This is a genomic window from Mesorhizobium sp. W016, from assembly GCF_054719485.1.
Window position 1 is genome coordinate 4,628,363 of the sequence record NZ_JBTTIF010000002.1, and the last position, 23,113, is coordinate 4,651,475.

General features: G+C 63.3%; 19 protein-coding genes and 1 pseudogene. 10 read left to right on the forward strand and 10 right to left on the reverse strand.

Annotated elements, in window-relative coordinates:
* Positions 1 to 11: 11 nt before the first annotated feature.
* Positions 12 to 443: a TerB family tellurite resistance protein gene (locus ACYG9V_RS22965; protein WP_023688142.1), complete on the reverse strand. Its 432-nt coding sequence runs from the start codon at positions 441 to 443 to the stop codon at positions 12 to 14.
* 195 nt (positions 444 to 638) lie between these two features.
* Here ACYG9V_RS22965 and ACYG9V_RS22970 point away from each other — a divergent pair, with 195 nt between their 5' ends.
* From ACYG9V_RS22970 to ACYG9V_RS22980, 3 genes and pseudogenes are all read left to right on the forward strand, one after another.
* Positions 639 to 1,424 carry a TSUP family transporter gene (locus tag ACYG9V_RS22970; protein ID WP_023823063.1) on the forward strand — a complete coding sequence of 262 codons (786 nt, stop codon included), beginning with the start codon at positions 639 to 641 and terminating at the stop codon, positions 1,422 to 1,424.
* Between the two features lie 52 nt (positions 1,425 to 1,476).
* Positions 1,477 to 1,647, forward strand: coding sequence for a hypothetical protein (locus tag ACYG9V_RS22975; protein WP_023670429.1), 171 nt, complete (start codon positions 1,477 to 1,479; stop codon positions 1,645 to 1,647).
* Positions 1,648 to 1,746: 99 nt separating this feature from the next.
* A pseudogene (locus ACYG9V_RS22980) lies at positions 1,747 to 1,965 on the forward strand (AraC family transcriptional regulator); the annotation flags it as partial.
* A 107-nt stretch (positions 1,966 to 2,072) separates the two neighbouring features.
* On the opposite strand, the gene ACYG9V_RS22985 reads toward ACYG9V_RS22980, so the two are convergent.
* Both ACYG9V_RS22985 and ACYG9V_RS22990 read right to left on the reverse strand, forming a co-directional pair.
* The gene (locus tag ACYG9V_RS22985) at positions 2,073 to 3,548 is read right to left on the reverse strand and encodes a cobyric acid synthase (protein WP_286488138.1); all 1,476 of its coding nucleotides are present in this window, start codon (positions 3,546 to 3,548) and stop codon (positions 2,073 to 2,075) included.
* Positions 3,549 to 3,550: 2 nt separating this feature from the next.
* Entirely contained in the window at positions 3,551 to 4,159 is a 609-nt protein-coding gene (locus tag ACYG9V_RS22990; RefSeq protein ID WP_023670427.1) for a dimethylsulfonioproprionate lyase family protein, read from the reverse strand.
* Between the two features lie 148 nt (positions 4,160 to 4,307).
* Here ACYG9V_RS22990 and ACYG9V_RS22995 point away from each other — a divergent pair, with 148 nt between their 5' ends.
* Positions 4,308 to 5,474, forward strand: coding sequence for an isobutyryl-CoA dehydrogenase (locus ACYG9V_RS22995; protein ID WP_027050303.1), 1,167 nt, complete (start codon positions 4,308 to 4,310; stop codon positions 5,472 to 5,474).
* Positions 5,475 to 5,498: 24 nt separating this feature from the next.
* A complete protein-coding gene (mmsB, locus tag ACYG9V_RS23000) occupies positions 5,499 to 6,383 on the forward strand; it encodes a 3-hydroxyisobutyrate dehydrogenase (protein ID WP_023691030.1) in 885 nt (294 codons plus the stop codon).
* Between the two features lie 423 nt (positions 6,384 to 6,806).
* On the opposite strand, the gene ACYG9V_RS23005 is transcribed toward mmsB, so the two are convergent.
* The 5 genes from ACYG9V_RS23005 to ACYG9V_RS23025 form a co-directional block, all read right to left on the reverse strand.
* On the reverse strand, positions 6,807 to 8,186 hold the full coding sequence (locus ACYG9V_RS23005) for an aspartate aminotransferase family protein (protein WP_352763524.1): 1,380 nt from the start codon (positions 8,184 to 8,186) through the stop codon (positions 6,807 to 6,809).
* 52 nt (positions 8,187 to 8,238) lie between these two features.
* Positions 8,239 to 8,361 (reverse strand): hypothetical protein, encoded by a 123-nt coding sequence (locus ACYG9V_RS23010; protein WP_023670422.1) that lies wholly within the window; start codon positions 8,359 to 8,361, stop codon positions 8,239 to 8,241.
* Positions 8,362 to 8,393: 32 nt separating this feature from the next.
* Entirely contained in the window at positions 8,394 to 10,463 is a 2,070-nt protein-coding gene (locus ACYG9V_RS23015) for a prolyl oligopeptidase family serine peptidase (RefSeq protein ID WP_352763522.1), read from the reverse strand.
* A 97-nt stretch (positions 10,464 to 10,560) separates the two neighbouring features.
* Positions 10,561 to 11,718 carry an MFS transporter gene (locus ACYG9V_RS23020; RefSeq protein ID WP_352763521.1) on the reverse strand — a complete coding sequence of 386 codons (1,158 nt, stop codon included), beginning with the start codon at positions 11,716 to 11,718 and terminating at the stop codon, positions 10,561 to 10,563.
* Positions 11,719 to 11,846: 128 nt separating this feature from the next.
* The gene (locus ACYG9V_RS23025) at positions 11,847 to 13,022 is read right to left on the reverse strand and encodes an MFS transporter (protein WP_023825767.1); all 1,176 of its coding nucleotides are present in this window, start codon (positions 13,020 to 13,022) and stop codon (positions 11,847 to 11,849) included.
* Positions 13,023 to 13,294: 272 nt separating this feature from the next.
* Between ACYG9V_RS23025 and ACYG9V_RS23030 the strand changes: the two genes are divergently transcribed.
* The 5 genes from ACYG9V_RS23030 (at position 13,295) to ACYG9V_RS23050 (ending at position 21,062) form a co-directional block, all read left to right on the forward strand.
* The gene (locus ACYG9V_RS23030; RefSeq protein WP_023741571.1) at positions 13,295 to 14,872 is read left to right on the forward strand and encodes a trimethylamine methyltransferase family protein; all 1,578 of its coding nucleotides are present in this window, start codon (positions 13,295 to 13,297) and stop codon (positions 14,870 to 14,872) included.
* A 161-nt stretch (positions 14,873 to 15,033) separates the two neighbouring features.
* A complete protein-coding gene (locus ACYG9V_RS23035) occupies positions 15,034 to 15,519 on the forward strand; it encodes an endonuclease domain-containing protein (RefSeq protein ID WP_352763520.1) in 486 nt (161 codons plus the stop codon).
* The gene (locus ACYG9V_RS23040) at positions 15,516 to 18,086 is read left to right on the forward strand and encodes a GcvT family protein (protein ID WP_023688129.1); all 2,571 of its coding nucleotides are present in this window, start codon (positions 15,516 to 15,518) and stop codon (positions 18,084 to 18,086) included. Before ACYG9V_RS23035 ends, ACYG9V_RS23040 begins: the two co-directional genes overlap by 4 nt.
* A 44-nt stretch (positions 18,087 to 18,130) precedes the next feature.
* A complete protein-coding gene (locus ACYG9V_RS23045; protein WP_352763518.1) occupies positions 18,131 to 19,699 on the forward strand; it encodes an ArnT family glycosyltransferase in 1,569 nt (522 codons plus the stop codon).
* Between the two features lie 55 nt (positions 19,700 to 19,754).
* The gene (locus ACYG9V_RS23050) at positions 19,755 to 21,062 is read left to right on the forward strand and encodes a M24 family metallopeptidase (RefSeq protein ID WP_352763715.1); all 1,308 of its coding nucleotides are present in this window, start codon (positions 19,755 to 19,757) and stop codon (positions 21,060 to 21,062) included.
* Here ACYG9V_RS23050 and ACYG9V_RS23055 read toward each other — a convergent pair.
* Both ACYG9V_RS23055 and ACYG9V_RS23060 read right to left on the reverse strand, forming a co-directional pair.
* On the reverse strand, positions 21,027 to 21,854 hold the full coding sequence (locus ACYG9V_RS23055; protein ID WP_352668845.1) for a phosphate/phosphite/phosphonate ABC transporter substrate-binding protein: 828 nt from the start codon (positions 21,852 to 21,854) through the stop codon (positions 21,027 to 21,029). The genes ACYG9V_RS23050 and ACYG9V_RS23055 overlap by 36 nt on opposite strands.
* 91 nt (positions 21,855 to 21,945) lie before the next feature.
* Entirely contained in the window at positions 21,946 to 22,956 is a 1,011-nt protein-coding gene (locus ACYG9V_RS23060; RefSeq protein WP_352763517.1) for a fatty acid desaturase, read from the reverse strand.
* Positions 22,957 to 23,113: the final 157 nt, after the last annotated feature.

Here is a 23,113-nt window from a genome sequence, read left to right on the forward strand (position 1 = left end):
CCTGGTCTGCCTCACTCCTCCGGCTTCACCACATCGACCGGGCTGATGTCGAGCAAATCGAGCGTGCGGCGCAACAGCCGCACTTCGCTCTCTGCCAGTTTGGAATCGGCTTTGGCGATCTCCGCCATGTGGAGCGCCAGCAACTTGCGCCGTTCGACATCGAGATCGCGGAACAGCGCAATGGCTTGCGAACCGTTGGTCTCGTAGCCGAAATCATTGAGATATTCGATGACCGCGTCGATGCTGGTTTCCGGGATGCCGAAGGCGTCCTTGCAGATGCGCCGGAAGGCGACCATCTCGCTCTCCGAAACCGAGCCGTCGGCCAGGATCATGCGAAACAGCATCAAGAGTTCCGCCGACAGCACCGGGTCGTCGGCAACCTTGCGCACGCCGGGGTCACCATCGAAGATCGAGCGTATCTGGTCGAGCAATGCCATCGCCAACAGTATCCCTTTTCCGAGTCCGCCCAGTGCACATGACCCAAAATTGCCCAGCGGTATTGGGATAATGACATGCACCACAGGAAATCCAAGCGCAACGCGCTTGGATGGACGTAGCGCGGAATCGGCCTTGCGCAAACCAGATGGCCATGAGAAGGCGCGGCATCACCTTTCCCGCCGGAATGTTCAGAAATCCCGATGCTCGACCTCGCTACCCACACCGTCATCATGCTTGCCTTCGCCGCCTTTGCAGCCGGCTTTGTCGATTCGATAGCCGGCGGCGGCGGGCTGATCACCATCCCGGCCCTGCTGCTTGCCGGATTCCCGCCGGTCGCAGCACTTGGAACCAACAAGCTGCAGGGCATTTTCGGCACCGCTTCGGCGACCATCCACTATGCCAGGAATGGCCATGTCGATCTGCGTCGACAGCTGCCATCGGCGCTTCTGGCCCTTACCGGCAGTGCCGTCGGCGCCTTGCTGGCGGCATTCGTGCCAGGTGATCTCCTGCGGGCGCTGCTGCCGCTGCTTTTGATCGCCATCGCGATCTACTTCGCCGTGAAACCCAACATGAACGATGTCGACCGCGCCGAGCGCCTGTCGCCCTTCCTGTTCGGGCTGATCATCGCCCCTTTGGTCGGCTTCTATGACGGGCTGTTCGGGCCGGGAGCCGGCTCCTTCTATATGCTGGCCTTCGTCAGCCTTGCCGGCTTCGGCGTGCTCAAGGCGACGGCACACACCAAGCTGCTCAATTTCGCCTCCAACATTGGCGGCTTCATCGTCTTTGCCATCGCCGGCGTCGTCTACTGGAAGATCGGGCTGATGATGGGCGTCGCCCAGTTCCTCGGCGCCCGGCTCGGCGCCAGCCTTGCCATCCGCATCGGCGCCCGGCTGATCAAGCCGCTGCTGGTGATCATCTGCCTGGCGCTGGCGGTGAAGCTGCTGGCCGACCCGGCGAACCCATTGCGCCAGCTGATTGGTGTATAAGCCTCACGCCTGATAGGATGCCGTTGTACGAATCATGTTGGAGGGACCACACATGAATCTTAGTGCACCCACTCAGCTTGTTTTCATCATATCCCTAGTCATCGCCATCATCGGCGTGCTCGCCGCGCTTGGCGTTCTTGCGTTCATTCCTCTGGCTGCGGTGTGGATTGTCCTCATCGCATACATTGTGCTTGCCGCCGCCTGCCTGATGCGCGGCGCCTAGGCACCCGAGACTTCTGCAATTCGAAGCGCCCGGTCAAAAGCCGGGCGCTTTTGCTTTGGATGCATGGTCCGTTAGGCTCTTCCGCGCGGAAGGATGACCATGTCCGGCGAGACGGAGCGCCACGATCAACAGCACCGCCCGGTAGCCGACCGGTTCGAGATGGTGCGGCGCGCGCCGGGCCTGCGGCTGCAGAACGCGGTCACCGACATTTGTGGCTATCGCGAAACGGCGCCCGGCCATTTTCGCAATGTCGAATACGCCTCGCTCACCGTCCCGCTGGTGATCAGTTTCGCAGAATCCTTCGCCATCGGCCTTGGTCCTTCAGCGCCGCGTCGAAGGTCGGCGAAAGCGCCCGAACTTCGACATCCACGGAGTGGAAACGAAGCGGAAGCGCAGACCCGAGGATGACGAAACGATGGGCGGCCCTACCTCGCTAACCCAAAAATCGCATCGCAATCGAGATGGCGCTCCAGTTCGGTTGCGATCTCGTCCAGAGCGTTTTCCACCTCCGCCCGATAGTCGACGCCGCCGCCTTTCACGCCGAGGCTTTCCAGGAATCTCGCTCGGAAAGCGTCGGCGGAAAACAGGCCGTGCAGATAGGTGCCAAAAACCTTGCCATCGGCGGAAATGGCACCGTCGTCGATGCCGTTGATCACAGCCGACGGCCGCGCCATGTCCGGCCCGGTGGTGCGGCCGAGATGGATTTCGTAGCCCTCGAGCGCCAGGCCGAACGGCACTGAGCGGGCGCTGACATTGCGCACCGTCTTTTCCGGCTCCATCACCGTCTCGATGTCGAGCAGACCAAGACCTTCCGCCTCGGTGACGCTGCCCTCGATGCGATCGGGATCGCGCACCAGGCGGCCGAGCATCTGGAAGCCGCCGCAAATGCCGACGATATGGCCGCCGCGTTTGCGGTGCGCGAGGAGATCGCGATCCCAGCCATTCTCGCGGAACTTCATGAGATCGCCGATCGTCGATTTGGAACCGGGAATGACCACCAGGCCGGCATCCTCCGGCAAGCGCTGCCCCGGCGGCACAAACACCACTTCGACCTGCGGTTCGGCCTTGAGCGGGTCGAGGTCGTCGAAATTGGCGATGCGGCCAAGCATCGGCACGGCGACCTTCAACGCCCGCTTCTCGCCCGATGCCAGGCGTTCGAGCACGACCGAATCCTCCGAAGGCAATCGCGCCGCCGCCTTCAGCCACGGCACGACGCCAAAGCAGCGCCAGCCGGTGAAGCTTTCGATCGACCGGATGCCGTCGTCGAACAGCGAGACATCGCCGCGGAACTTATTGATGAGGTAGCCGACGATCATGCGCCTGTCTCCCTCCGGCAGGATCAGATGCGTGCCGGCGACCGAAGCGATGACGCCACCGCGGTCGATGTCGCCGACCAGGATGACCGGCACGTCGGCGCGCGTGGCAAAGCCCATATTGGCGATGTCGCGGCTGCGCAGGTTGATTTCGGCCGGCGATCCGGCGCCCTCGACGACGACCAGATCGGCGCCCTCACCGACCTTCGTCCAGGACTCCAGCACGGCGTCCATCAGCCCCGCTTTCATTGTCTGGTAGTCGCGCGCTCGCGCCTCGCCGAACACCTTGCCCTGCACGATCACCTGCGAACCGATGTCGCTCTGGGGTTTGAGCAGCACCGGATTCATATGCACGGTCGGCTGAACACCACACGCCAGCGCTTGCAGCCATTGCCCACGGCCAATCTCGCCGCCGCCGGGGCGGTCGTCGCCCGGAATGTCGGCGACGGCGGCATTGTTCGACATGTTCTGCGGCTTGAACGGCCTGACTTTCAGCCCGCGATTCCTGGCCGCGCGGCAGAGCCCCGCCACCAGCACCGTCTTGCCGACATCCGAACCCGTGCCTTGCAGCATGATCGCCTTGGCCATGCTCAGCCCCTGCCCTGCGCGCCGGAAACGGTCGATTTCTGCGCCAGCGGCCCGCCGCGCCAGATGTAGAGCGCCAGCAACGCTTCGCTGCCGGTGCGCATGGCATGGCTGACATTGGAGGCGTGATGGATAATTTCGCCCGCCTGGCGGGTGTGAAAGCCGCCTTCGCCCATGCGCCACTCGGTGCCGCCGGTCAGCGGAATGTAGATCTCCTCGGCAATGTGATGATGGTCGGGATAGGTGATGCCGGGCCCCAGGATCAGCAATCCGGCCGCGACCTCTTCATTGGCGAAATGGCCGCGCGTGCCAAACACCTCCAGCCAGCCGTATTTCTGCAAGAACGCTTCACCAAAATCGCTCGCGTTGTAGGTCTGCCCCCAGCACAGATCGTCACGACGCTCCGCCAGCAGTTGCACCAGAGGCTGCGGGTCCGGCGGCGCCAGTTCGACAATGCGGTCGAGCAGACCAAGGCAAGGCAGCGGATGCGCTTCGAGCACGCGCGCCGTCATATTCCAGCCGATCCGGGTCACGGCGTCCCGCACCAGCGCGTTGTCCACGCCCCGGAGATAGGCATGGAAGCGGTCGAGCAATTCGTCGAAATATGTCGGCACGCAATGCTCCCTTGATCCATTCATGCACAGCGGCTGCGCGGCGAGCCGGGTTGCGCGGCGGCATCATTGGTCTAGATTGAGCGGCGCGCAAAGCCAAAAACAACAGGCCAGCAAGCCAACCCCAGCTGGGGAACACAGGGAGCACGCCATGGACGCCGCGGTCGATGCGAGCACCAGCCAGTTCGAGCTCAACGAGGAACAGCGCGCCATCCAGGAGATGGCACAGGCCTTCGCCGCCGATCGCGTTGCGCCCAATGCGCTCGAATGGGACCGGGCAAGACACTTTCCTGCCGATGTAATCCGCGAGACCGGCCCGCTCGGCCTCGGCGGCATCTATGTCAGGGACGATGTCGGCGGCTCGGCGCTCGGCCGGCTCGACGCCGTGCTGATCTTCGAGGCACTGTCGCACGCCGATCCGGCGTTTTCCTCCTTCATCTCGATCCACAATATGGCGGCGTCGATGATCGACCGCTTCGGCGACGACGAGCAGCGCCAACGCTTCCTGCCGAAGCTGACCTCGATGGAATGGCTGGCGAGCTACTGCCTGACCGAGCCGGGTTCAGGCTCGGATGCCGCGGCGCTGAAGACGCGCGCGGTGAAGAACGGCAACGACTATGTGCTTAACGGCGCCAAGCAGTTCATCTCCGGGGCCGGCGACAGCGACCTCTATGTCGTCATGGCGCGCACCGGCGCCGACGGGCCGAAGGGCATTTCCACCTTCGTCGTGCCGAAGGATGCGCCCGGCCTCTCCTTCGGCGCCAACGAGCACAAGATGGGCTGGCACATGCAGTCGACCCGCCAGGTGATCTTCGAGGACTGCAAGGTGCCGGCTGCAAACCTGCTGTCGGGGGAAGGCGCAGGTTTCGGCATCGCCATGGCCGGCCTTGACGGCGGCCGCCTCAATATCGCTGCCTGTTCGCTCGGCGGCGCGCAATCTGCGCTCGACAAGGCGCTGTCCTATACCGCCGAGCGCAAGGCTTTCGGCTCGAAGATCAACCAGTTCCAGGCGCTGCAGTTCAGGTTGGCCGACATGGAGACCGAATTGCAGGCAGCGCGCATTTTCCTCTATGCTGCCGCCTCGAAGCTAGACCGCAAGGCGCCGGACGCCGGCAAATGGTCGGCCATGGCCAAGCGCTTCGTCACCGACATCGGCTTCAACGTCGCCAACGAGGCGCTGCAGCTGCATGGCGGTTACGGCTATCTTCATGATTACGGTATCGAAAAACTGGTGCGCGACCTGCGCGTCCACCAGATCCTCGAAGGCACCAACGAGATCATGCGCGTCATCATCGCGCGGGCGTTGATTGGCCGCTGAAGCCAGCAAGACCAGGAGAGAACAATGACGACGATCGCCTTCATCGGCTTGGGTAATATGGGCAATCCGATGGCTGCCAATCTCGTCAAGGCGGGGCACGCGGTGCACGGCTTTGACCTGATGCCGGAAAACCTCACCGTCGCCCGCGAGCATGGCGTCATTGTCATGGCGAATGCCGTGGCGGCGGTGAAGGACGCCGATGTCGTGATCACCATGCTTCCCGCCGGCAAGCACGTGCTCTCGGTCTACGAGGACATCGCACCCAAGGCCAAACCAGGCGCCCTGTTCATTGATTCCTCGACCATCGATGTCGAGTCGGCCCGCAAGGCGCATGCCGTAGCAAGGAAGCACGGGCTGCATTCGATCGACGCCCCCGTCTCCGGCGGCACCGGCGGTGCTGCTGCGGGAACGCTGACCTTCATGGCCGGCGGCGCCAAGGATGCCTTCGCCAAGGCCGAACCGGTCCTGAAGCCGATGGCAGGCCGCATCGTCCATTGCGGTGACGACGGCGCCGGTCAGGCAGCCAAAATCTGCAACAACATGATGCTCGGCATTTCGATGATCGGCGTCGCAGAGGCCTTCGTGCTGGCCGAAAAGCTCGGCCTCTCGCATCAGGCCCTGTTCGACGTTGCCTCGACTTCGTCGGGCCAGTGCTGGTCGCTGACCACCTATTGCCCGGTGCCGGGTCCCGTGCCGGCCTCACCCGCCAACCGCGACTACAAACCGGGCTTTGCCGCGGCACTCATGCTGAAGGACCTGAAACTGGCGCAGGAGGCGGCCCAAAGCGCCGGCGCGGTGACGCCAATGGGGGCCGAAGCGGCCCAGCTTTATGCGCTGTTCAACGCCCAGGGAAATGGCGGATCGGATTTTTCCGGCATCATAAATTTCCTTCGCGGCAGTTCTCTATAAGTTTCGAATTTGGCAGCGCTTTTCTCGATTTTTATTGCGCGGAAAAATTGCAAATTTAGATTTGCTTAAGCTCTCGATAACCCGGCGGTAACGATGTGCCTATATAACGGATGGCGAGGCGGACATATCGCATCCGCCCGGCGCTCCGGATCAGGTCTCGCGTACCGGAGCCCGTAAGTTTCGCAAGTGTATTGTTGGCGAAATGCCATGCGTATCTGGCAAAGCCGCGTTCCGATGGAGCGCGGTTTTTGCGTTTTGCAGTCCTATACTGTTCGATCTGAATTATATTCCGATTGCAGCGTTCGGAATTGCCTGATGGTCTTCATGACCAGCACGATCGGTGCGCTGACCCCTTCGACCCTGACGATAAGCAGGCGCACAGTCCGGGCGCCCTGATTGCAAGGCGTCCGGCTGTCGTTCCATCTACTTCTTGCGCAAATCCGCTTGCGCCAGATCCAGCGCTTTGGCGATGCGATCGCAAGCCATGTCGATCGTCGCGCGGGTCCAGATCAGCGGCGGCGACAGGATCATCGTGTCGCCGGTGGCGCGCAGCATCAGGCCTTGCGCGATGGCGTGGTCGCGGACGGTGACGGCGGCACTGCTCGCCGGCAGGAAGCGCTCCTTGGTCGCCTTGTCCTTGACGATCTCGACCGCGCCCATCAGCCCGATCGATCGCACCTCGCCGACCAGTTCGTGGCCGGCAATGCGCTCCTGCAGCGCCTGGGCGAAGTAAGGTCCAGTGTCGTTCCTGACCCTGTCGACCAGGCCTTCTCGCTCCATGATCTCGAGATTCTTCAGCGCCACCGCGCAGGCCACCGGGTGACCCGAATAGGTATAGCCGTGGTAGAATTCGCCGCCCTTTTCGACCAGCGTCGCCGCGATACGGTCGCCGACCAGCAGCGCCGACAGCGGCTGATAGCCAGAGGTCAGTGCCTTAGCCGTGGTGATGGTGTCGGCTTCGACGCCGAAGGTCTGCGCCGCAAACCATTCGCCGGTGCGGCCATAGCCGGTGATGACCTCGTCCAGCATCAAAAGCACATCGTATTTGCGGCAGATTCGCTGCACTTCCGGCCAGTAGCTCATCGGCGGTATCTTCACCCCGCCCGCCCCCATCACCGGCTCGCCGATGAAGGCCGCGACCTTGTCGGCGCCGGCCTCCAGAATGGCATCCTCGACCGCCTTGGCGGCGCGCAGGCCGAAATCATGGTCGCTTTCGCCGGGCAGCCCCAACTCATAGGCATAGGGCATCATCACATGGACGATGTTGGGAACCGCCCCGCCGAGTTGCTTGTGCATCAAATCCATGCCGCCGAGCGACGTGCCGGCGACGGTCGAGCCGTGATAGGCCGACTTGCGCGAGATGATGCGGTTCTTCTCCGGTTTGCCTTCCAGCACCCAATAGTGGCGCACGAGCCGCAGCGCCGTGTCGTTGGCCTCCGAGCCGGAGGAGCCGTAGAAAACCTGGCTGATGCCCTTGGGCGCCAGCTCGGCCAGCTTCTTCGACAGCAGCACGGGCGTCGGCGTCGAGCATTTGAAGAAGGAATTATAGTAGGGCAATTCCTTCATCTGCGCGTAAGCGGCGTCGGCCAGCTCGTCGCGGCCATAGCCGACATTGACGCACCACAGCCCGGCCATGCCGTCGAGTATTTCGGTGCCGTCGGCATCGTAGATGAACGGGCCGTTGGCGTGGGTGATGATGCGCGAGCCGGTCTCGCGCAATTCCCTGTGGTCGGTGAAGGGATGCAGATGATGCGCGGCGTCAATCTGCTGAAGCTGCTTCAGCGAATAGTTCTGGTAAGTCATGGGTTTGCTCTTTCCTCTGGAATCAAACCGGCAAGCTGCCGGGGCGACTTCGTCAGAGGACGGCGGGCGGCGAATAGCCGATGCGGGCGCACAGCCTGAGCAGTTCGGCGCGCAGCGTGCGCGGCGACGGTGTCACCGCGACCCCGAAGGCGCCGGATGTGCTCATGTAGACCATGGCGGCAGTCTATGCCGCCCGAGGCCCGGAATTCAAGCGGTGCCGCTCAATACCCTTTGCAGGAACACGTATTTCATGGCGGTTTGCGCCGCTTGCGGCCGGCGGTCGCCGCGCCCGCCATGGCCGCCTTCCGTCTCCTCGAAGAACAACGTCTTGCCGTGACCTGCTTCCTGCAGCTTCGCCGCCATCTTGCGGGCATGGCCGGGATGGACGCGGTCGTCGGCGGTTGATGTCGTGAGCAGCACCGGGGGATAGACGGCATCGGCCGAGACATGATGGTACGGCGAATAGGCGGCGAGCCACTTGGCTTCTTCCGGTTTTGCCGGATCGCCATATTCGCCGATCCACGAGGCGCCTGGCGGCAGTTCGGTGTAGCGCAGCATGTCGAGCAGCGGCACCTCGATGATGACGGCGCCGAACAGTTCGGGATGCTGCGTCAGGGAAACGCCGGTAAGCAGGCCGCCATTCGAGCCGCCCTGGATGCCGAGGGAAGCAGCCGTGGCGATGCCGCGCCTGACGACGTCCTGCGCCACCGCGGCGAAATCGTCGAAGGCAGTCTGGCGATTGCCCTTCAGCGCCGCCTGGTGCCAGGCCGGCCCAAACTCATCGCCACCGCGGATGCAGGCCTGCACATAGGCATTGCCCTTCTCCAGCCACAGCCTGCCGCGCACGCCGGCATAGCCGGGCAGCAGCGGTATTTCGAAGCCGCCATAACCATAGAGAAGCGTCGGTACCGGACCCTTCTGGTCGCGCCGCCTGACGACGAAATACGGGATCATGGTGCCGTCCTTCGAGCGCGCCTCGAACTGTTCGGAGACCAGCGGCGCGGCGTCGAACCGCGCCGGCTGCGATTTCACGGTGGCCAGCGTCACCCCGTCATCGTCCGACCAGATGATCGAACTCGGCGTCAGGAAATCGGTGAAGGAGAAGGAGACGCTGGAACCGAAATGCTCGGCATGCGCGATGCCGACATTGCCGTTCTCGGGCAGCGCCACCGGCTTCAGCGACCATCGGTCGCCGCTGCGCTCGGCGATAACGACCTTGCCGCGCACATTGTCCATCAGATTGATGAACAGCCGGTCCTGAGTGCGGGCAATGCCGGCGACCGAAACACGGTGCGCTGGCGCGAGCATGGTTTCAACAGGGCCCAGGTCGCCGGTGTCGATCCAGTGTTCGAAATCGAAGGAATAGAGGGCGTCCGGCAAGCACTCAGTGCCGCCCGGCGCCGTCCATGGGCTGCGCACCCCGAACACGAACCGGCCCTTGAACAGCGCGGTGTCGGTGACATCGTCCGGCAGCGGGATGCGCCGGTTTTCGCCCGACGGCAGGCGCAGAAAACTGTGCGAGGAGAAGAAGGCGATCGTGCGGGCCAGAAACAAATACTGCCTGTCGCCATCATGCTCGACCCCCGCGCCGGCCGCGAGATCCTGCTTCTCGGCCTCGAAGATCGGCGTCGCCTCCTCCAACCGGGTGCCGCGCTTCCACAGCTTGACGACGCGCGGATAACCGGACTGGGTCTTGTCGTCTTCATTGAAGGCAGCCGAGACAATGACCGTGTCCTTGTCCAGCCAGGAAAAGCCGGATTTCGAGGCGGGAGCGCGGAAGCCGCCCTCGATGAAGGATTTGGTCTCGATGTCGAATTCGCGCATCTCGCTGGCATCGCCGCCATCCGGCGACATCGCCACCAGGCAAAGGTTGAAATCGGGGTAAAGGCGGCTGGCGCCGCTGAACACCCACTTCACCCCCTCCTTGGCCGACAGCACGTCGAAGTCGATGATCGTCTCCCACACGGGCTTTTCGGTCTTGTAGGAGGCGACCGTCGTGCGGCGCCAGAGGCCGAGCACATTGGTCTTGTCCTGCCAGAAATTATAGACTTGGCCGTTGAGCGCGGCGCCCACAGCGATGTTGTCTTCGGCCGTCATCAGGTCGAGCGCCGTCTCGAAGGCCGCCTGGTAGGACGGATCGCCCTGTAGTTCGGCCACGGTGATCTCGTTCTGGCGATGCACCCAGTCGAGCGATTCCTTGCTGGTCCGGTCCTCCAACCAGAGGAACTTGTCCTCCACGGTAGCATCCGTCTGGCGTTTTGTCGTCGATTGGGTCACGCATGGTCTCCAGGCTAGTGGCGGGCAGCCCTGCCTACATCGCGTTGCAAGCGGTTTTATTCAAGATGGTACGTCAGGTCATCGGGGGAATGCGGCCTCAAACCATCCGCCGGCGCAGGACCGTGGCCACAGCCAGTGCCAGACAAATCGTGCCCAGCGTGATCGGCAGGCCGGAGGCGCCGATCACATCCATGACGCCACCCGCCAGCGGCGGCACCACGATGCCGCCGACGCCCCACATCAGGGAGAAGGCGGCATTGCCGGCGACCAGCGCCGAGCCGGTAAAGCGGTCGCCGAGCTCGATGATCGACATGGTGTAGATGCCATAGGAGACCGCGCCCCAGATAAAGACGCAAGGCCAGATCAGCGGCGTCTCGATGAGCAGCGGCAACAGGGCGCAGCCCAGCACCGTCACCACGACGCAGATGAATCGCACCAGCCGCGCCGTCAGCCGTTCCGCCAGCAAGCCGAGCGGCACCTGCATGGCGATGTTGCCGGCGATCATCACCGACAGCAGCGCCGACATGCGCGCTTCCGCGATGCCATAGTGCGTGCCGTAGACCGGCAGCAGCGCCAGCACGCCCTGTTCGAAACCGGCGGCAACGACCACCGCCGACAGCAGTAGCCATGCCAGTGGCACGAAGCCCATGACCGAAACCCTGTGCCCGGCTTCGTCGACCTTCGGCAGTCGCGGCAGCACCAGCGCCAGGCAGGCGCCGCAGAAGATGAAGGCGGCGATCCCCACCAGGAATGGCGGCCATCCCACGGTGCCGACAGCGAGCAGGCAGAGCGGCCCGGCAGCGAAGCCGGCCGAGATGATGGTTGAATAGACACCCATGACGCGACCGCGGCGCGATGGCGGCGCCAGTGCAATGACCCAGATTTCGCTCAAGACAAAGAGCGGATTGGTCACCACCCCGATCAAGAAGCGCAGAGGAAACCACAGATAGACATTCTGCGTCCAGCCGATCAGCGCAAGCACAATAGCCGAAAGCGCCGCGCAGGTAAGCGCGGTGCGCCCTGCCCCGAACCGGCGCGCCAGTGCCGGGATCAGCGGCGACGAGACAATGAAGCCGATCGGCGTCATTGCCGCCGAGAGCCCGATGATGGCCGGCGAAACGCCTTGGCGTTGCAGGATGAAGCTCAGCAGCGGATAGGACAGGCCTTGCGCGATGGCGAACACCGAGACGGTCGCGATCACGCCGCTGATCGCCGCCCACTGCATCTTCTCGTTGTCAGCTTCCGCCAGGTTCATCATTGGCACCTAAACCAGGTTCAGGACTAGCTTTTCTGTCCGACGCGGGTAAGCCCCGCCCCGCGAAAAACCGTTTGCTCCAGACAAGGCCTGTCATGAGTTTGGGCCTGTCAGGAGTTTTTGGGCCGTCAGGAGTTTTGGCGCTTGAACGATCGATAGAGCGCGAAGCTCACCAGCAGCGCGTCGAGTCCGGCGATCACCACCGGCAGACCGAGCGGACCGATGATCTGCATCAAGGCACCGGCGCCAGGCGGGCCGACAATGCCGCCGGCGCCCCACATCAATGCGAAGGCGGCGTTGCCGGCGACCAGCACGGTTCCCCTGAAGCGGCTGCCGAGTTCCACCAGCGCCATGGTGTAGACGCCGTAGCCGACAGCGCCCATGACGAGAAGGACGAGCCAGATCGCCGGCGTCGTGATCAGCAACGGCAGCAAAACCGCGCAGGTCGTTGTCGCCAACGCACAGAAGATGATCATCGCCCGCCCGCCGAAACGCTCGGCCAGCAGGCCGAGCGGGATTTGCAGGAAGATGTTTCCCAGCGACAGTGCCATCACCAGGGCCGCCAGCGTCCTTTCGGGCAGGCCATAGGCGGCACCGAAGACCGGCATCAAAGCGTAGGTGCCCTGCTGGACCGCCGCCGAAACCAGCACGGCAAACAACAGCGCCGGCGCCAGCCTGGCGAAACCGAAAAAGCCGCCGGGCAATTGGCCGTCATCCTCGAAGCCGGCGAGGCTTGACGAAACAGCACGAAGGATCGCGGCGCACAGGATGAAGCCGGCCATGCCGACCAGGAAAGGAACCCAGCCCGATATCCCAACCGCGGTCAGGACCAAAGGCCCCGCAGCATAGCCAGCGCCCAGCACGGTGTTGAATGCCCCCATCACCCTGCCGCGGCGCGACGGCGGCGCCAGCGACAGCGCCCATACTTCGCCCAGTATATAGAGCGGGTTGATGACGATACCGATGATGAAGCGGATGACGAACCAGCCCACCCAGTCCTGCAGGTAGCCGATGCCGAGGAAGCACAGCGCCCCAATCAATGAGCAACCCACAGCCAGGTTGCGCGCGCCGACCAGCCGAACGGCTGCCGGCACGAACGAGGCCGAAAGGATCAGGCCAAGCGGCATCATCGCTGCCGACAAGCCGATCAGCGCCGGCGACATGCCTTGCTTCTGCATCAGCAGCGTAAACAGCGGCGAGCTCAGCCCTTGCGCCGCACCGAACATCGCGAGGGCGGCAGTTACGCCGGCAAGCGCCGCCCATTGCGTCCCCGCTTCGCCATCGCTCGAACCGGTCGCAGCCATGATGCCTTCCACATGAATTGCCGGCCCGATCCAGCGGCAAACCATTGAGCTAGCGGTTCGATTTAGGGAAAGGAAGGGCCGCGCCTGAAATCCCCTTGCGCCAAGAGCCGCAGTGGGCGCGTCCTGTCCGCCAATCCCCGGCAAGGTTGTCAGCTATCGGACTGCCGTTCGGGCATGTCGCTTCCCTCGTCCTAGTGGTCGCCGCCTCCGCAATGGCCGGACAGCCGCCGGTCCATTATGCCGCCCGCTACCAGCATCGTACGAGGACCATCATGACCGCCGCCCTGCATCCAGCCGAACCGCCTTTGGCAGCCGACCGTGCCCGTCGCGGTGGCCGTGCGGGCAAGCGCGCCGGCGGCTCGGCCGCCTTCGAACAGCCGGCTTTTCGACAACTGAGAAATCCGCTGACGCCGACCAAGCTGATCTCGGACGACGAGCTGGAATCGATCCACCTCGCCTCGCTGCGCGTCTTGAGGGAAATAGGCGTCGACGTGCTGCATGACGAAGCGCGCCGCATCATGAAGGAAAATGGCGCTGATGTCCGCGAGGGCAGCGAGCGCGTGCGCTTCGACAGCGACATGATCCTCGATCTCATCTCCAACTGCCCGTCGGAATTCACGCTCCATGCCCGCAACCCGGCGCACAATGTGCGCTTCGGCGGCAACAATGTGATCCTGTCGATGATGGCGTCGGCACCGAACTGCTCCGATCTCGATCGCGGCCGCCGTCCGGGCAACCAGCAGGACTACCGCAACTTCCTGCGCCTGGCGCAGATGCACAACATCCTGAACTGCACCGGCGGTTATCCGGTCGAGCCGACCGACATCCATCCTTCCGTGCGCCACCTCGAATGCATCCGCGACCTCGCCACGCTGACCGACAAGGTGTTCCACATCTATTCGCTCGGCAAGGAGCGCAATGTCGACGGCATCGAGATCGCCAGGATCGCCCGCGGCATCAGCCATGAGCAGATGCTCGAAGAGCCGTCCGTCTTCACCATCATCAACACCAATTCGCCGCTGAAACTGGATGTGCCGATGATGGAAGGCATCATCCAGATGTCGAGCAAGGGTCAGGTCGTCGTCATCACGCCCTTCACCCTGTCCGGCGCGATGGCGCCGGTGACCATCGCCGGTGCGCTGGTGCAGCAAAATGCCGAGGCGCTGTCCGGCATCGCCTTTGCCCAGATGGTGAGAAAGGGCGCGCCGGTTGGCTATGGCGGCTTCACCTCGAATGTCGACATGAAGTCGGGCTCGCCGGCCTTCGGCACGCCTGAATATATGAAGGCGCAGCTTGTCGGCGGCCAGCTTGCCCGCCGTTACAAGATCCCCTACCGCACCTCCAATACCTGCGCCGCCAACACCGTCGACGCGCAGGCAGCCTATGAAAGTGTGTTCTCGCTGTGGGGCGCCATCCAGGGCGGCGGCAATCTGATGATGCACGGCGCCGGCTGGCTCGAAGGCGGCCTGCGCTGTTCCTACGAGAAGACCATGCTGGACATCGACCTGTTGCAGATGGTGGCCGAGTTCCTCACCCCGCTCGACCTGTCCGACGAAGCGCTCGGCTTCGACGCCATCCAGTCGGTCGGCCCCGGCGGCCATTTCTTCGGCACCCAGCACACGCAGGACCGCTACAAGACAGCCTTCTACTCGCCCATCCTCTCCGACTGGCGCAATTTCGAGACCTGGGCCGAAGCCGGATCGCCGACCGCGCTGGAAAAGGCCAACAAGGTCTGGAAGGAGCGGCTGGCATCCTACGAGGAACCTTATATGGACCCGGCGATCCGCGAAGAGCTCAACGACTTCGTCGAAAAGCGCACGTCCGAAGGCGGCGCGCCGACCGATTTTTGATCAATGTTGTTGATGAACTGATCATTCGTATGGATCTGATGAACAGTCGACCCCCACTCCGTCGAGCTGCGCTCGACACCTCTCCCCCGATCGACGGGGGAGAGGAAAGGCGCGAAGTTATGCGGGCTGGCTCCCTTCCTCTCCCTCCGGAGGGGGGAGAGGTGGCGCCGGGAAGCGGCGACGGAGTGGGGGAAGGCGCTGGTCAAACCCGCAGTCGCCGCAAGAATGGCACTACCCTGCGAGCCAGAAAACTTAGACAAGGTGACAATCAGGCCGAAGCTCTGCTTTGGCTTGAGTTGAAAGCCCGCAAACTTGGCGGCTACAAATTCACGCGACAGTTCTCTATCCGACCATACTTTGCAGACTTCGCCTGCCGCGAAAAATGGCTTGTCGTGGAAATCGACGGCCATCAACACGCCGACAGCTCCTATGACTGTCGCCGTGACGATTTCATGCGCGCGCAAGGCTATTCGATCCTGCGTGTTTGGAACCATGACGTCCTGAACCATCGCACTTCCGTCTGCGAAACCATCCTTGCCGCGCTTGATGGCAGGTTGGCCGAGAACGTCGCTGCGGCCGATCTCCGCTTTGTTTTCACCCCCGCCCATTCGATTCAATCTCTTAAAAAACGGACCTATCTCTCATGAAATCTCATGTAAAAGCGGTTGTCATTGGCGGCGGCGTCGTTGGCTGCTCGGTGCTCTACCATCTGGCCAAGGCCGGCTGGACCGACATCATGCTGATCGAGCGGTCCGAGCTCACCTCCGGCTCGTCCTGGCACGCAGCCGGCGGCTTCCACACGCTGAACGGCGATCCCAACGTCGCCAAACTGCAGGCCTATACGGTGCAGCTCTACAAGGAGATCGAGGAAATCTCCGGCCAGTCCTGCTCGCTGCATCTGACCGGCGGCGTGATGATGGCCGATACGCCCGAGCGCATGGATTTTCTGCGCCTGGCCCACGCCAAGGGCCGCTATCTCGGCATGGACACCGAGCTGATCACGCCCTCCGAAGCCAAGGCGATGTTCCCGCTGATGGACGAGACCAATTTCGTCGGCGCCATGTGGGATCCGGTCGAAGGCCATCTCGATCCCTCCGGCACGACGATCGCCTACTCCAAGGCGGCCAAGAAGCTGGGCGCCGAGATCGTGCTGCGCAACCGCGTCGTCGACTTGACGCAGGAAGTTGACGGCACCTGGAACGTCGTCACCGAACAGGGCACCGTCCACGCCGAGCATGTCGTCAACTGCGGCGGCCTGTGGGCGCGCGAGATCGGCCGCATGGTCGGCGTCGAACTGCCGGTGCTGGCCATGGAGCACATGTACCTGCTCACCGAGCCGATGCCCGAGGTCGAAGAGTTCAACAAATCGACCGGCCGCGAGATGATCGGCGTGCTTGACTTCAAGGGCGAGATCTACACCCGACAAGAGCGCAACGGCATCCTGCTCGGCACCTATGAAAAGGCCTGCAAGCCATGGTCGCCGGTCAACACGCCGTGGGATTTCGGCCATGAACTGCTGCCGCCCGACCTCGACCGCATCGCGCCGTCGCTGGAGATCGGCTTCAAGCATTTCCCCGGCATCGAGAAAGCCGGCATCAAGCAGATCATCAACGGCCCCTTCACCTTCGCGCTCGACGGAAATCCGCTGGTCGGGCCGGTGCAGGGCCTGACCAATTTCTGGTGCGCCTGCGCCGTCATGGCCGGCTTCAGCCAGGGCGGCGGCGTCGGCCTCGCGCTGTCCAACTGGATGGTGCATGGCGATCCCGGCTTCGACGTCTGGGGCATGGATGTCGCCCGCTTCGGCGAGTGGGCCGGCCTGCGCTACACCAACGCAAAGGTGCGCGAAAACTATTCGCGCCGCTTCTCCATCCGCTTCCCCAATGAAGAGCTGCCGGCTGCGCGCCCTGCACAAACCACCCCGCTCTATGACACGATGCTCGCCAACAACGCCGTCATGGGCGATAGCTGGGGCCTGGAGACCCCGCTGTGGTTCGCGCCGAAGGGCAAGGAGCCGAAGGACGTCGTCTCCTTCCACCGCTCAAACGATTTCGGTCCTATCGGCGAGGAAGTGCGCGCCACGCGCGAACGCGTCGGCGTCACCGAAATCGCCAACTTCGCCAAATACGAAGTGTCGGGACCTGCGGCTGAGGATTTCCTCAACCGGCTGATGACCAACCGCATGCCGAAGATCGGCCGCATCGTGCTGACGCCGATGATCAACGAGTTCGGCAAGCTGATCGGCGACTTCACCATCGCCAAGGCAGGCGAAGACAGATTTATGATCTGGGGTTCGTCCGCCGCGCAGAAGTACCACATGCGCTGGTTCGAAAAGCACCTGCCGAAGGATGGTTCGGTGCGCATCCACCGCTTCGATCAGACGCTCGTCGGCCTGTCGATCGCCGGGCCGAAATCGCGCGATCTCTTGCAGAAGCTGGTCGATGTCGACATCTCGACCAAGGCGTTTCGCTTCATGGATTTCCGCGAAATGGCGGTCGGGGGCGCGCCCTGCATGGTCAACCGCATCACCTATACCGGTGATCTCGGCTATGAAATCTGGATGGCGCCGGCCTATGAGCGTCTGGTCTACAAGGCCATCAAGGACGCCGGCGAGGAGTTCGGCCTCGTCGATTTCGGCATGCGCGCTTTGCTCTCCATGCGCCTGGAGAAGAACTTCCCGACCTGGTACCGCGAGCTGCGGCCGATCTACGGCCCGTTCGAAGGCGGGATGGACCGCTTCATCAAGCTGGAGAAGAACGACTTCATCGGCCGCGAGGCCGCCGCCAAGGAACAGGCGGAAGGACCGAAACTGCGCCGTGTCTCCTTCATCATCGATGCGGCCGACGCCGATGTCATGGGCGACGAGCCGATCTGGGCCAAGGTCGGCAAGGACTATGGCACGGTGGAAAAGCCGCATGGCTATGGCGCGCCGCGCTTCGACATGGCGGGCAAGGAAGTGCGTGGCTCGAAGGCTGCCGAAGGCGCTTCCGCCGTGCGCGGCATCGTCGACGGCGACTGGCGCGTGGTCGGCTGGGTCACCTCGGGCGGTTACGCGCACTATGTGCAGAAATCGATGGCGCAGGGCTATGTGCCGGCGGCACTCGCCGAGGACGAAAGTGCCGGACTGTTCGAGATCGAGATCCTCGGCCACCGGCGTCCGGCGCGTATCAATGTCGAGGCGCCCTTCGACCCCAGCGGCGAGAAGATGCGGACCTGAAAAGGCGACAGGGAGCGTGAGATCGTGTAAGGGGCCTTCGGCAGTTGGCCGCAGGCATTTCCCTCGATGAGAAGACGATCCCCTTGCAGTATCTAGAGAAATGGACGGACTGGCTCGGCGAAGGCAAGGTCGGTCCCTTCAACGCCGCACTGGTCTGCGTCGCGGTCTATTGCGTCGTCCAGATCGTGGTGATGGCGCTGCTGTCCCATGTCGTGGGAACCGGTGTCGGCGTCGACGATTCCGAACAGCTGATGTACATGCGCTACCTCTGGGCTGGCTATGGCGGCTCGCAGCCGCCGCTCTACACCTGGCTCGCCCGCCTCGTCGCCGCCGTGGTCGGAACGAACATCCTCGCGCTCAAGATCGTGAAGTACCTACTGATCGGAGCGGCGCTGGCGTCGGTTTTCATCGCTGTCCGCCGCCTGGGCTATTCCAGCCGCGCTGGCGCCGCCGCATTGTTCGGCCTGCTGTTGTTTCCGCAGATGGTGTGGGAGATGCAGCACGCCCTCACCCACTCGATCGCCGCTTTCTGTTTTTCAGTGGTGCTGTTTCTTGCGCTCGTCGAACTGGTGCAGCGGCGTTCCCTGGCCACCTATGTGCTGTTTGGCGTGGCGATGGCCGCCGCCATCCTGTCGAAATACAACAACGCGATCTTTCTCGGCGCGCTGATCCTGTCCACCCTGTCGCTGCGCGAAACGCGCGGCGTCATCCTCAACCGCCGGTTTTCGATCAGCCTTGTCGTGGCGGTGCTGCTTTGCCTGCCGACGCTCTACTGGAACCTGACCTACACCGACCAGCTGCTGTCGCACAGCGGCGGCTTCGGCATGGGCAGAGGAGAAAGCGCCATACAAACCGCATTCTACGGAATGCGCGGACTGGGCAAGGCTATCCTGTATTTCGCCGTGTTGCCGGCCGGCATATTCGTCGCGGCTTTGCTCATCGCATGGAAAAAGCCGGCGCCCGCTCTGCAACCGGCGCCATGGACCGAGAAACTGGTGTGGCGCACCATCGCTTTTGCCCTGGCGATGACCATCGTGCTCGTCCTGGCGAGCGGGACGACGCAATTTCGCGATCGCTGGATGCTTCCCATCCTTGTGTTGCTGCCGGTCGCGCTGGCCTTGCGGATGGATGCCAGAGGCGACAAGGGAAGGAAGGTGCAGGACGTCGTCGTCTTTGTCGGCGCAACGCTTGCCATCCTCGTGCTGCCGGTGACCTGGTACACGCACCTCAATGGCGGCGACAGCCGCGGCAGCATCGTGCGTGTCGACTACCAGTCGCTCTATGGCCAGCTGACGGCAAACGGTCCGGTTCGCACGGCGATATCGAGCTGGCACTGGGTGGGAAATCTGCGTCTTGTCGATCCCGATCTGGTCGTGCTCGACGACGAGATGCCGGACTTCGGCCATTTGCTGATCGAGCCGGCGGTGCTCGTGATGGCCAATGACAAGGAACCTCCTGAGGGCATCCTGCGGGCCTTGAGCGAGGCCGGCTATGTCGCTGACGGCTCGCCGCAGCAGTTGGTCGTCCCGATGCTGTTCGACAGCGAGCCGCCCACCCGCACGCTGACGGTCACGCGGCTGAAGAAAGCGGCCGCGGGCGTAGCGCCACAGTAAGTCGGCAGGGAGGCGTCGGGTGGAGAAACAAGGGTTCGGCCGTCACCGCAAGATCATGCCGTTCGAGCCGGGCTCCGTCGAAGCCTTGCGCGACGCCTCGCGCCAGAAAGCGGCGTCGCTGAACCAGCATGTGCTGGGCTATGGCGCGCTGGCTGAAACCGAATGGCAAGCGGCAGGCATCGCCGCGCCCGATCTTGCCGCTATGCGCCAATACCGGCTCGAGCGCATCCGAGCCGAACTGAAGCGCCGAAACTACGCCGGCGCGCTGCTCTACGACCCCGTCAACATCCGCTACGCCACCGATTCGACCAACATGCAGCTGTGGGTCGCGCACAATCCGACCCGCCACTGCTTCATCGCCACTGAGGGACCCGTGGTGCTGTTCGACTATTTCTCCTGCGAGCATCTGTCCGACCATTCCGGCGTCGTTGACGAGGTGCGGCCGGCAGTGTCGTGGATGTACCTCTATGGCGGTGAGCTGACCGAGCACAAAGTCCGCCGCTGGGCGGCCGGCATCGCCGATCTGGTCAAGGAGCATGGCGGCGGCAACAGCCGCATTGCGGTCGACCACATCAACCCGGAAGGCGTCGAGGAACTCGCCCGGCTCGGCATCTCGATTGGCAATGGCGAAGCGGTGATGGAAAATGCGCGGCTGATCAAATCGCCGGACGAGATCCTCGCCATGCGCCGCGCAATCGTCGCTTGCGAAGCGGCGATGGGTGAAATGGAGAAGGCGCTGACGCCGGGCATTTCCGAAAACGAATTGTGGGCCGAACTCCACCGCGGCAACATTGCGCGCGGCGGCGAATGGATCGAAACCCGGCTGCTTGCCTCAGGGCCGCGCACCAATCCGTGGTTCCAGGAATGCTCGTCGCGCGTGATCGAAGCAGGCGACCTCGTCGCCTTCGACACCGACCTGATCGGCCCCTACGGCTTCTGCGCCGATCTCTCGCGCACCTGGCTTTGCGGTGACGCCAGGCCGTCGAACGAGCAGCGCGACCTGTTCCGCATTGCCGCCGACCAGATCGCCCACAACACGCAATTGATGCAGCCCGGCATGTCCTTTCGCGACCTGGTCGAACGCTCCGTGGTGCCGCCGGGAGATTGCTTCCCGGCGCGCTACGGCGTGCTCTATCACGGCGTCGGCCTCGCCGACGAGTATCCAACCCTGCCACATGCCAGCGACTGGACGCCGGACACGCCCGATGGCGTGCTGGAGCCGGGAATGGTGCTGTGCGTGGAAAGCTATATCGGCCGTCTCGGCGACCATGAGGGCGTCAAGATCGAGGAACAGATCCTGATCACCGAGACCGGTAACGAGCAGCTTTCAACCTACCCGTTGGATGCGAGGCTGCTCGGCTGATCCGGCAAGCGCCTCGCGCAGAGCCTTGAGCGTCTTTTCCGGCGTCGTCCTGGCGGTGATGTAGGGCAGGCCTTTGCGCCTTGCCGTCCAGCCGACGACCTTCACGGCGTTTGCCGCAGGCTCGAAACGCTGCGCCAGCGCCCAGCTCTCACAGTCGATGGCAGCTATATCCGCCTTGCCCTCGGCGACCGCGACGATCGAGCCGCGATGGCCACCGCTTTCGCTGCGCGAGGAAAAGATATCCAGGCTTTCGCCGGCGGCCTGCAGATCGCGCGCCAGTGCAATGATGCCCGACATCGAATCGAGGCTGTTGTAGGTAAAACGCTTGCCGCGCATCAGATCGAGCGGCAGCGAGGCTTTGCCATCCGCGGGCGAGCGAACCTCCGGTCCCTCGCCCGTCCGCATCACCAGCGCGCTCGAATAGAGTTCGCCTTCGCCGCCCTCGTAAGCGTAGTAGCTCGGCTGGCCGACCACCTGCACATGCTTGCTCAGGCCGAGTTCCATCGGCCCCCAGCAGGTCTGCGCGAACAGCAGCGCCGGATGCAGCCAAAGCTGGTGATGGTCGAGTTCGTCCGGCGGCAGTGTCGCCGGATCGGGCGCGATCAGTCTGCCCTCGGCGTCGTGGATACCGCCCGGCACCGGCGGCAGGTCGCCATTGCGGCGCACGATTGTCTGCGGCCCATCGACGCCCTTGTGCCGAAAAGCATCGCGCAACGCTGCCCATTGCGCGTCGACCTCGCCGCGCACTTCGGGCCAGTCATACATCGGCAATGCCGCAACCAAATCACTCATGCCGACACTCAATCATCATGGCTCGGGAAAGGATCGCAAAAACGCGGCGTCCAATCAGAATTGGCCGACACGGGTTCGGGAAGTCCGGGGATTATTCCTTCGGCGGCTCGGCCGGAACCGGCGCGCTGCCAAGCCCGCTGATGCTGCGCGCCCTGATGCGCGGCTTGAACGCCCTGCCCGGCTCGGGCTGGCGGCGCAGCACCGGGTGCACGATCGGCTCCTTGGCCTTGAAGGCGTAGGCTTTGATCAGTGCGAAATAGTTCGGATAGGCGTAGCCATTGTTCATCCGCAGCCACTCGTCGCGGCGGTCGGCAAACAGTTTTGGAAGTCTGTACCAGGCAACCGTCGGCGTCTTGTGGTGAACGAAGTGCAGATTGTTGTTGAGGAACAGGAACGACAGCGGCGAGCGCTCGATGATCACCGTGCGTCCTTCAGGGTGCTCGGACCACTGATGTTCGGCGAAAGTCCGGACCGCGATCAGCGACTGGCCGAGCCAGACCGGCACCAGAATGTAGAGCCATACCGGAATGCCGAAGCCGAACTGCACGATCGGCACCACGAAGGCGAGGCCGATCGCATGCAGCAGCCATGCCTTGCCGATCACCTTGTCGCCGGCAATCACATGCCTGGCGTCGTCGACGAAGAAACCGATGCAGGACAGCCAGGGGCCGAGAAAGAAACGGCCGGCCATGGTGTTGTTGATCTTGAGCAGGAATTTCATCGTCGGCGGCAGATCGTCATGCATCCACAGCGCCTGGTAATAGCTCTCGGGATCGTCGAGCGGATCGGTCAGGCGCTCGTCGGCGTGGTGGCGCAAGTGGAGCGTCTTGAAGCGACGGAACGGCCAGACCAGGCCGATCGGCAGGAAGACGAAGGCTTCGTTGATGAGCGCGCTGCGCGTCGGATGGCCATGCAGCACTTCGTGCATGATCGACGACTGCAAGGCCAGGATGAAGCCGAGGAGAAGAAGTGCCGGGGTCGGATAAGAGGGCCAGAGCAGGAGCCCGGCAGCGAGCCACATTCCGTAACAGAAGAGAGCGAGGACCACGGTCGGCCACTCGATGGCCGCTGCGTCGCGTCGCTTGATGCGCTTGCCTGTCATGCTATCGACCACTGTCCCTCAGTCGCCGGAATTGTTCCTGACAGCATAGTGTCAGGAGAAGCAATTCCGCTCAACGAGACAAAGTGTACAAAATGTTGCGATCGCGCATTTTTGACCGCAGATGTTATGCATTGTAAACAACCCTACGGATTCATTT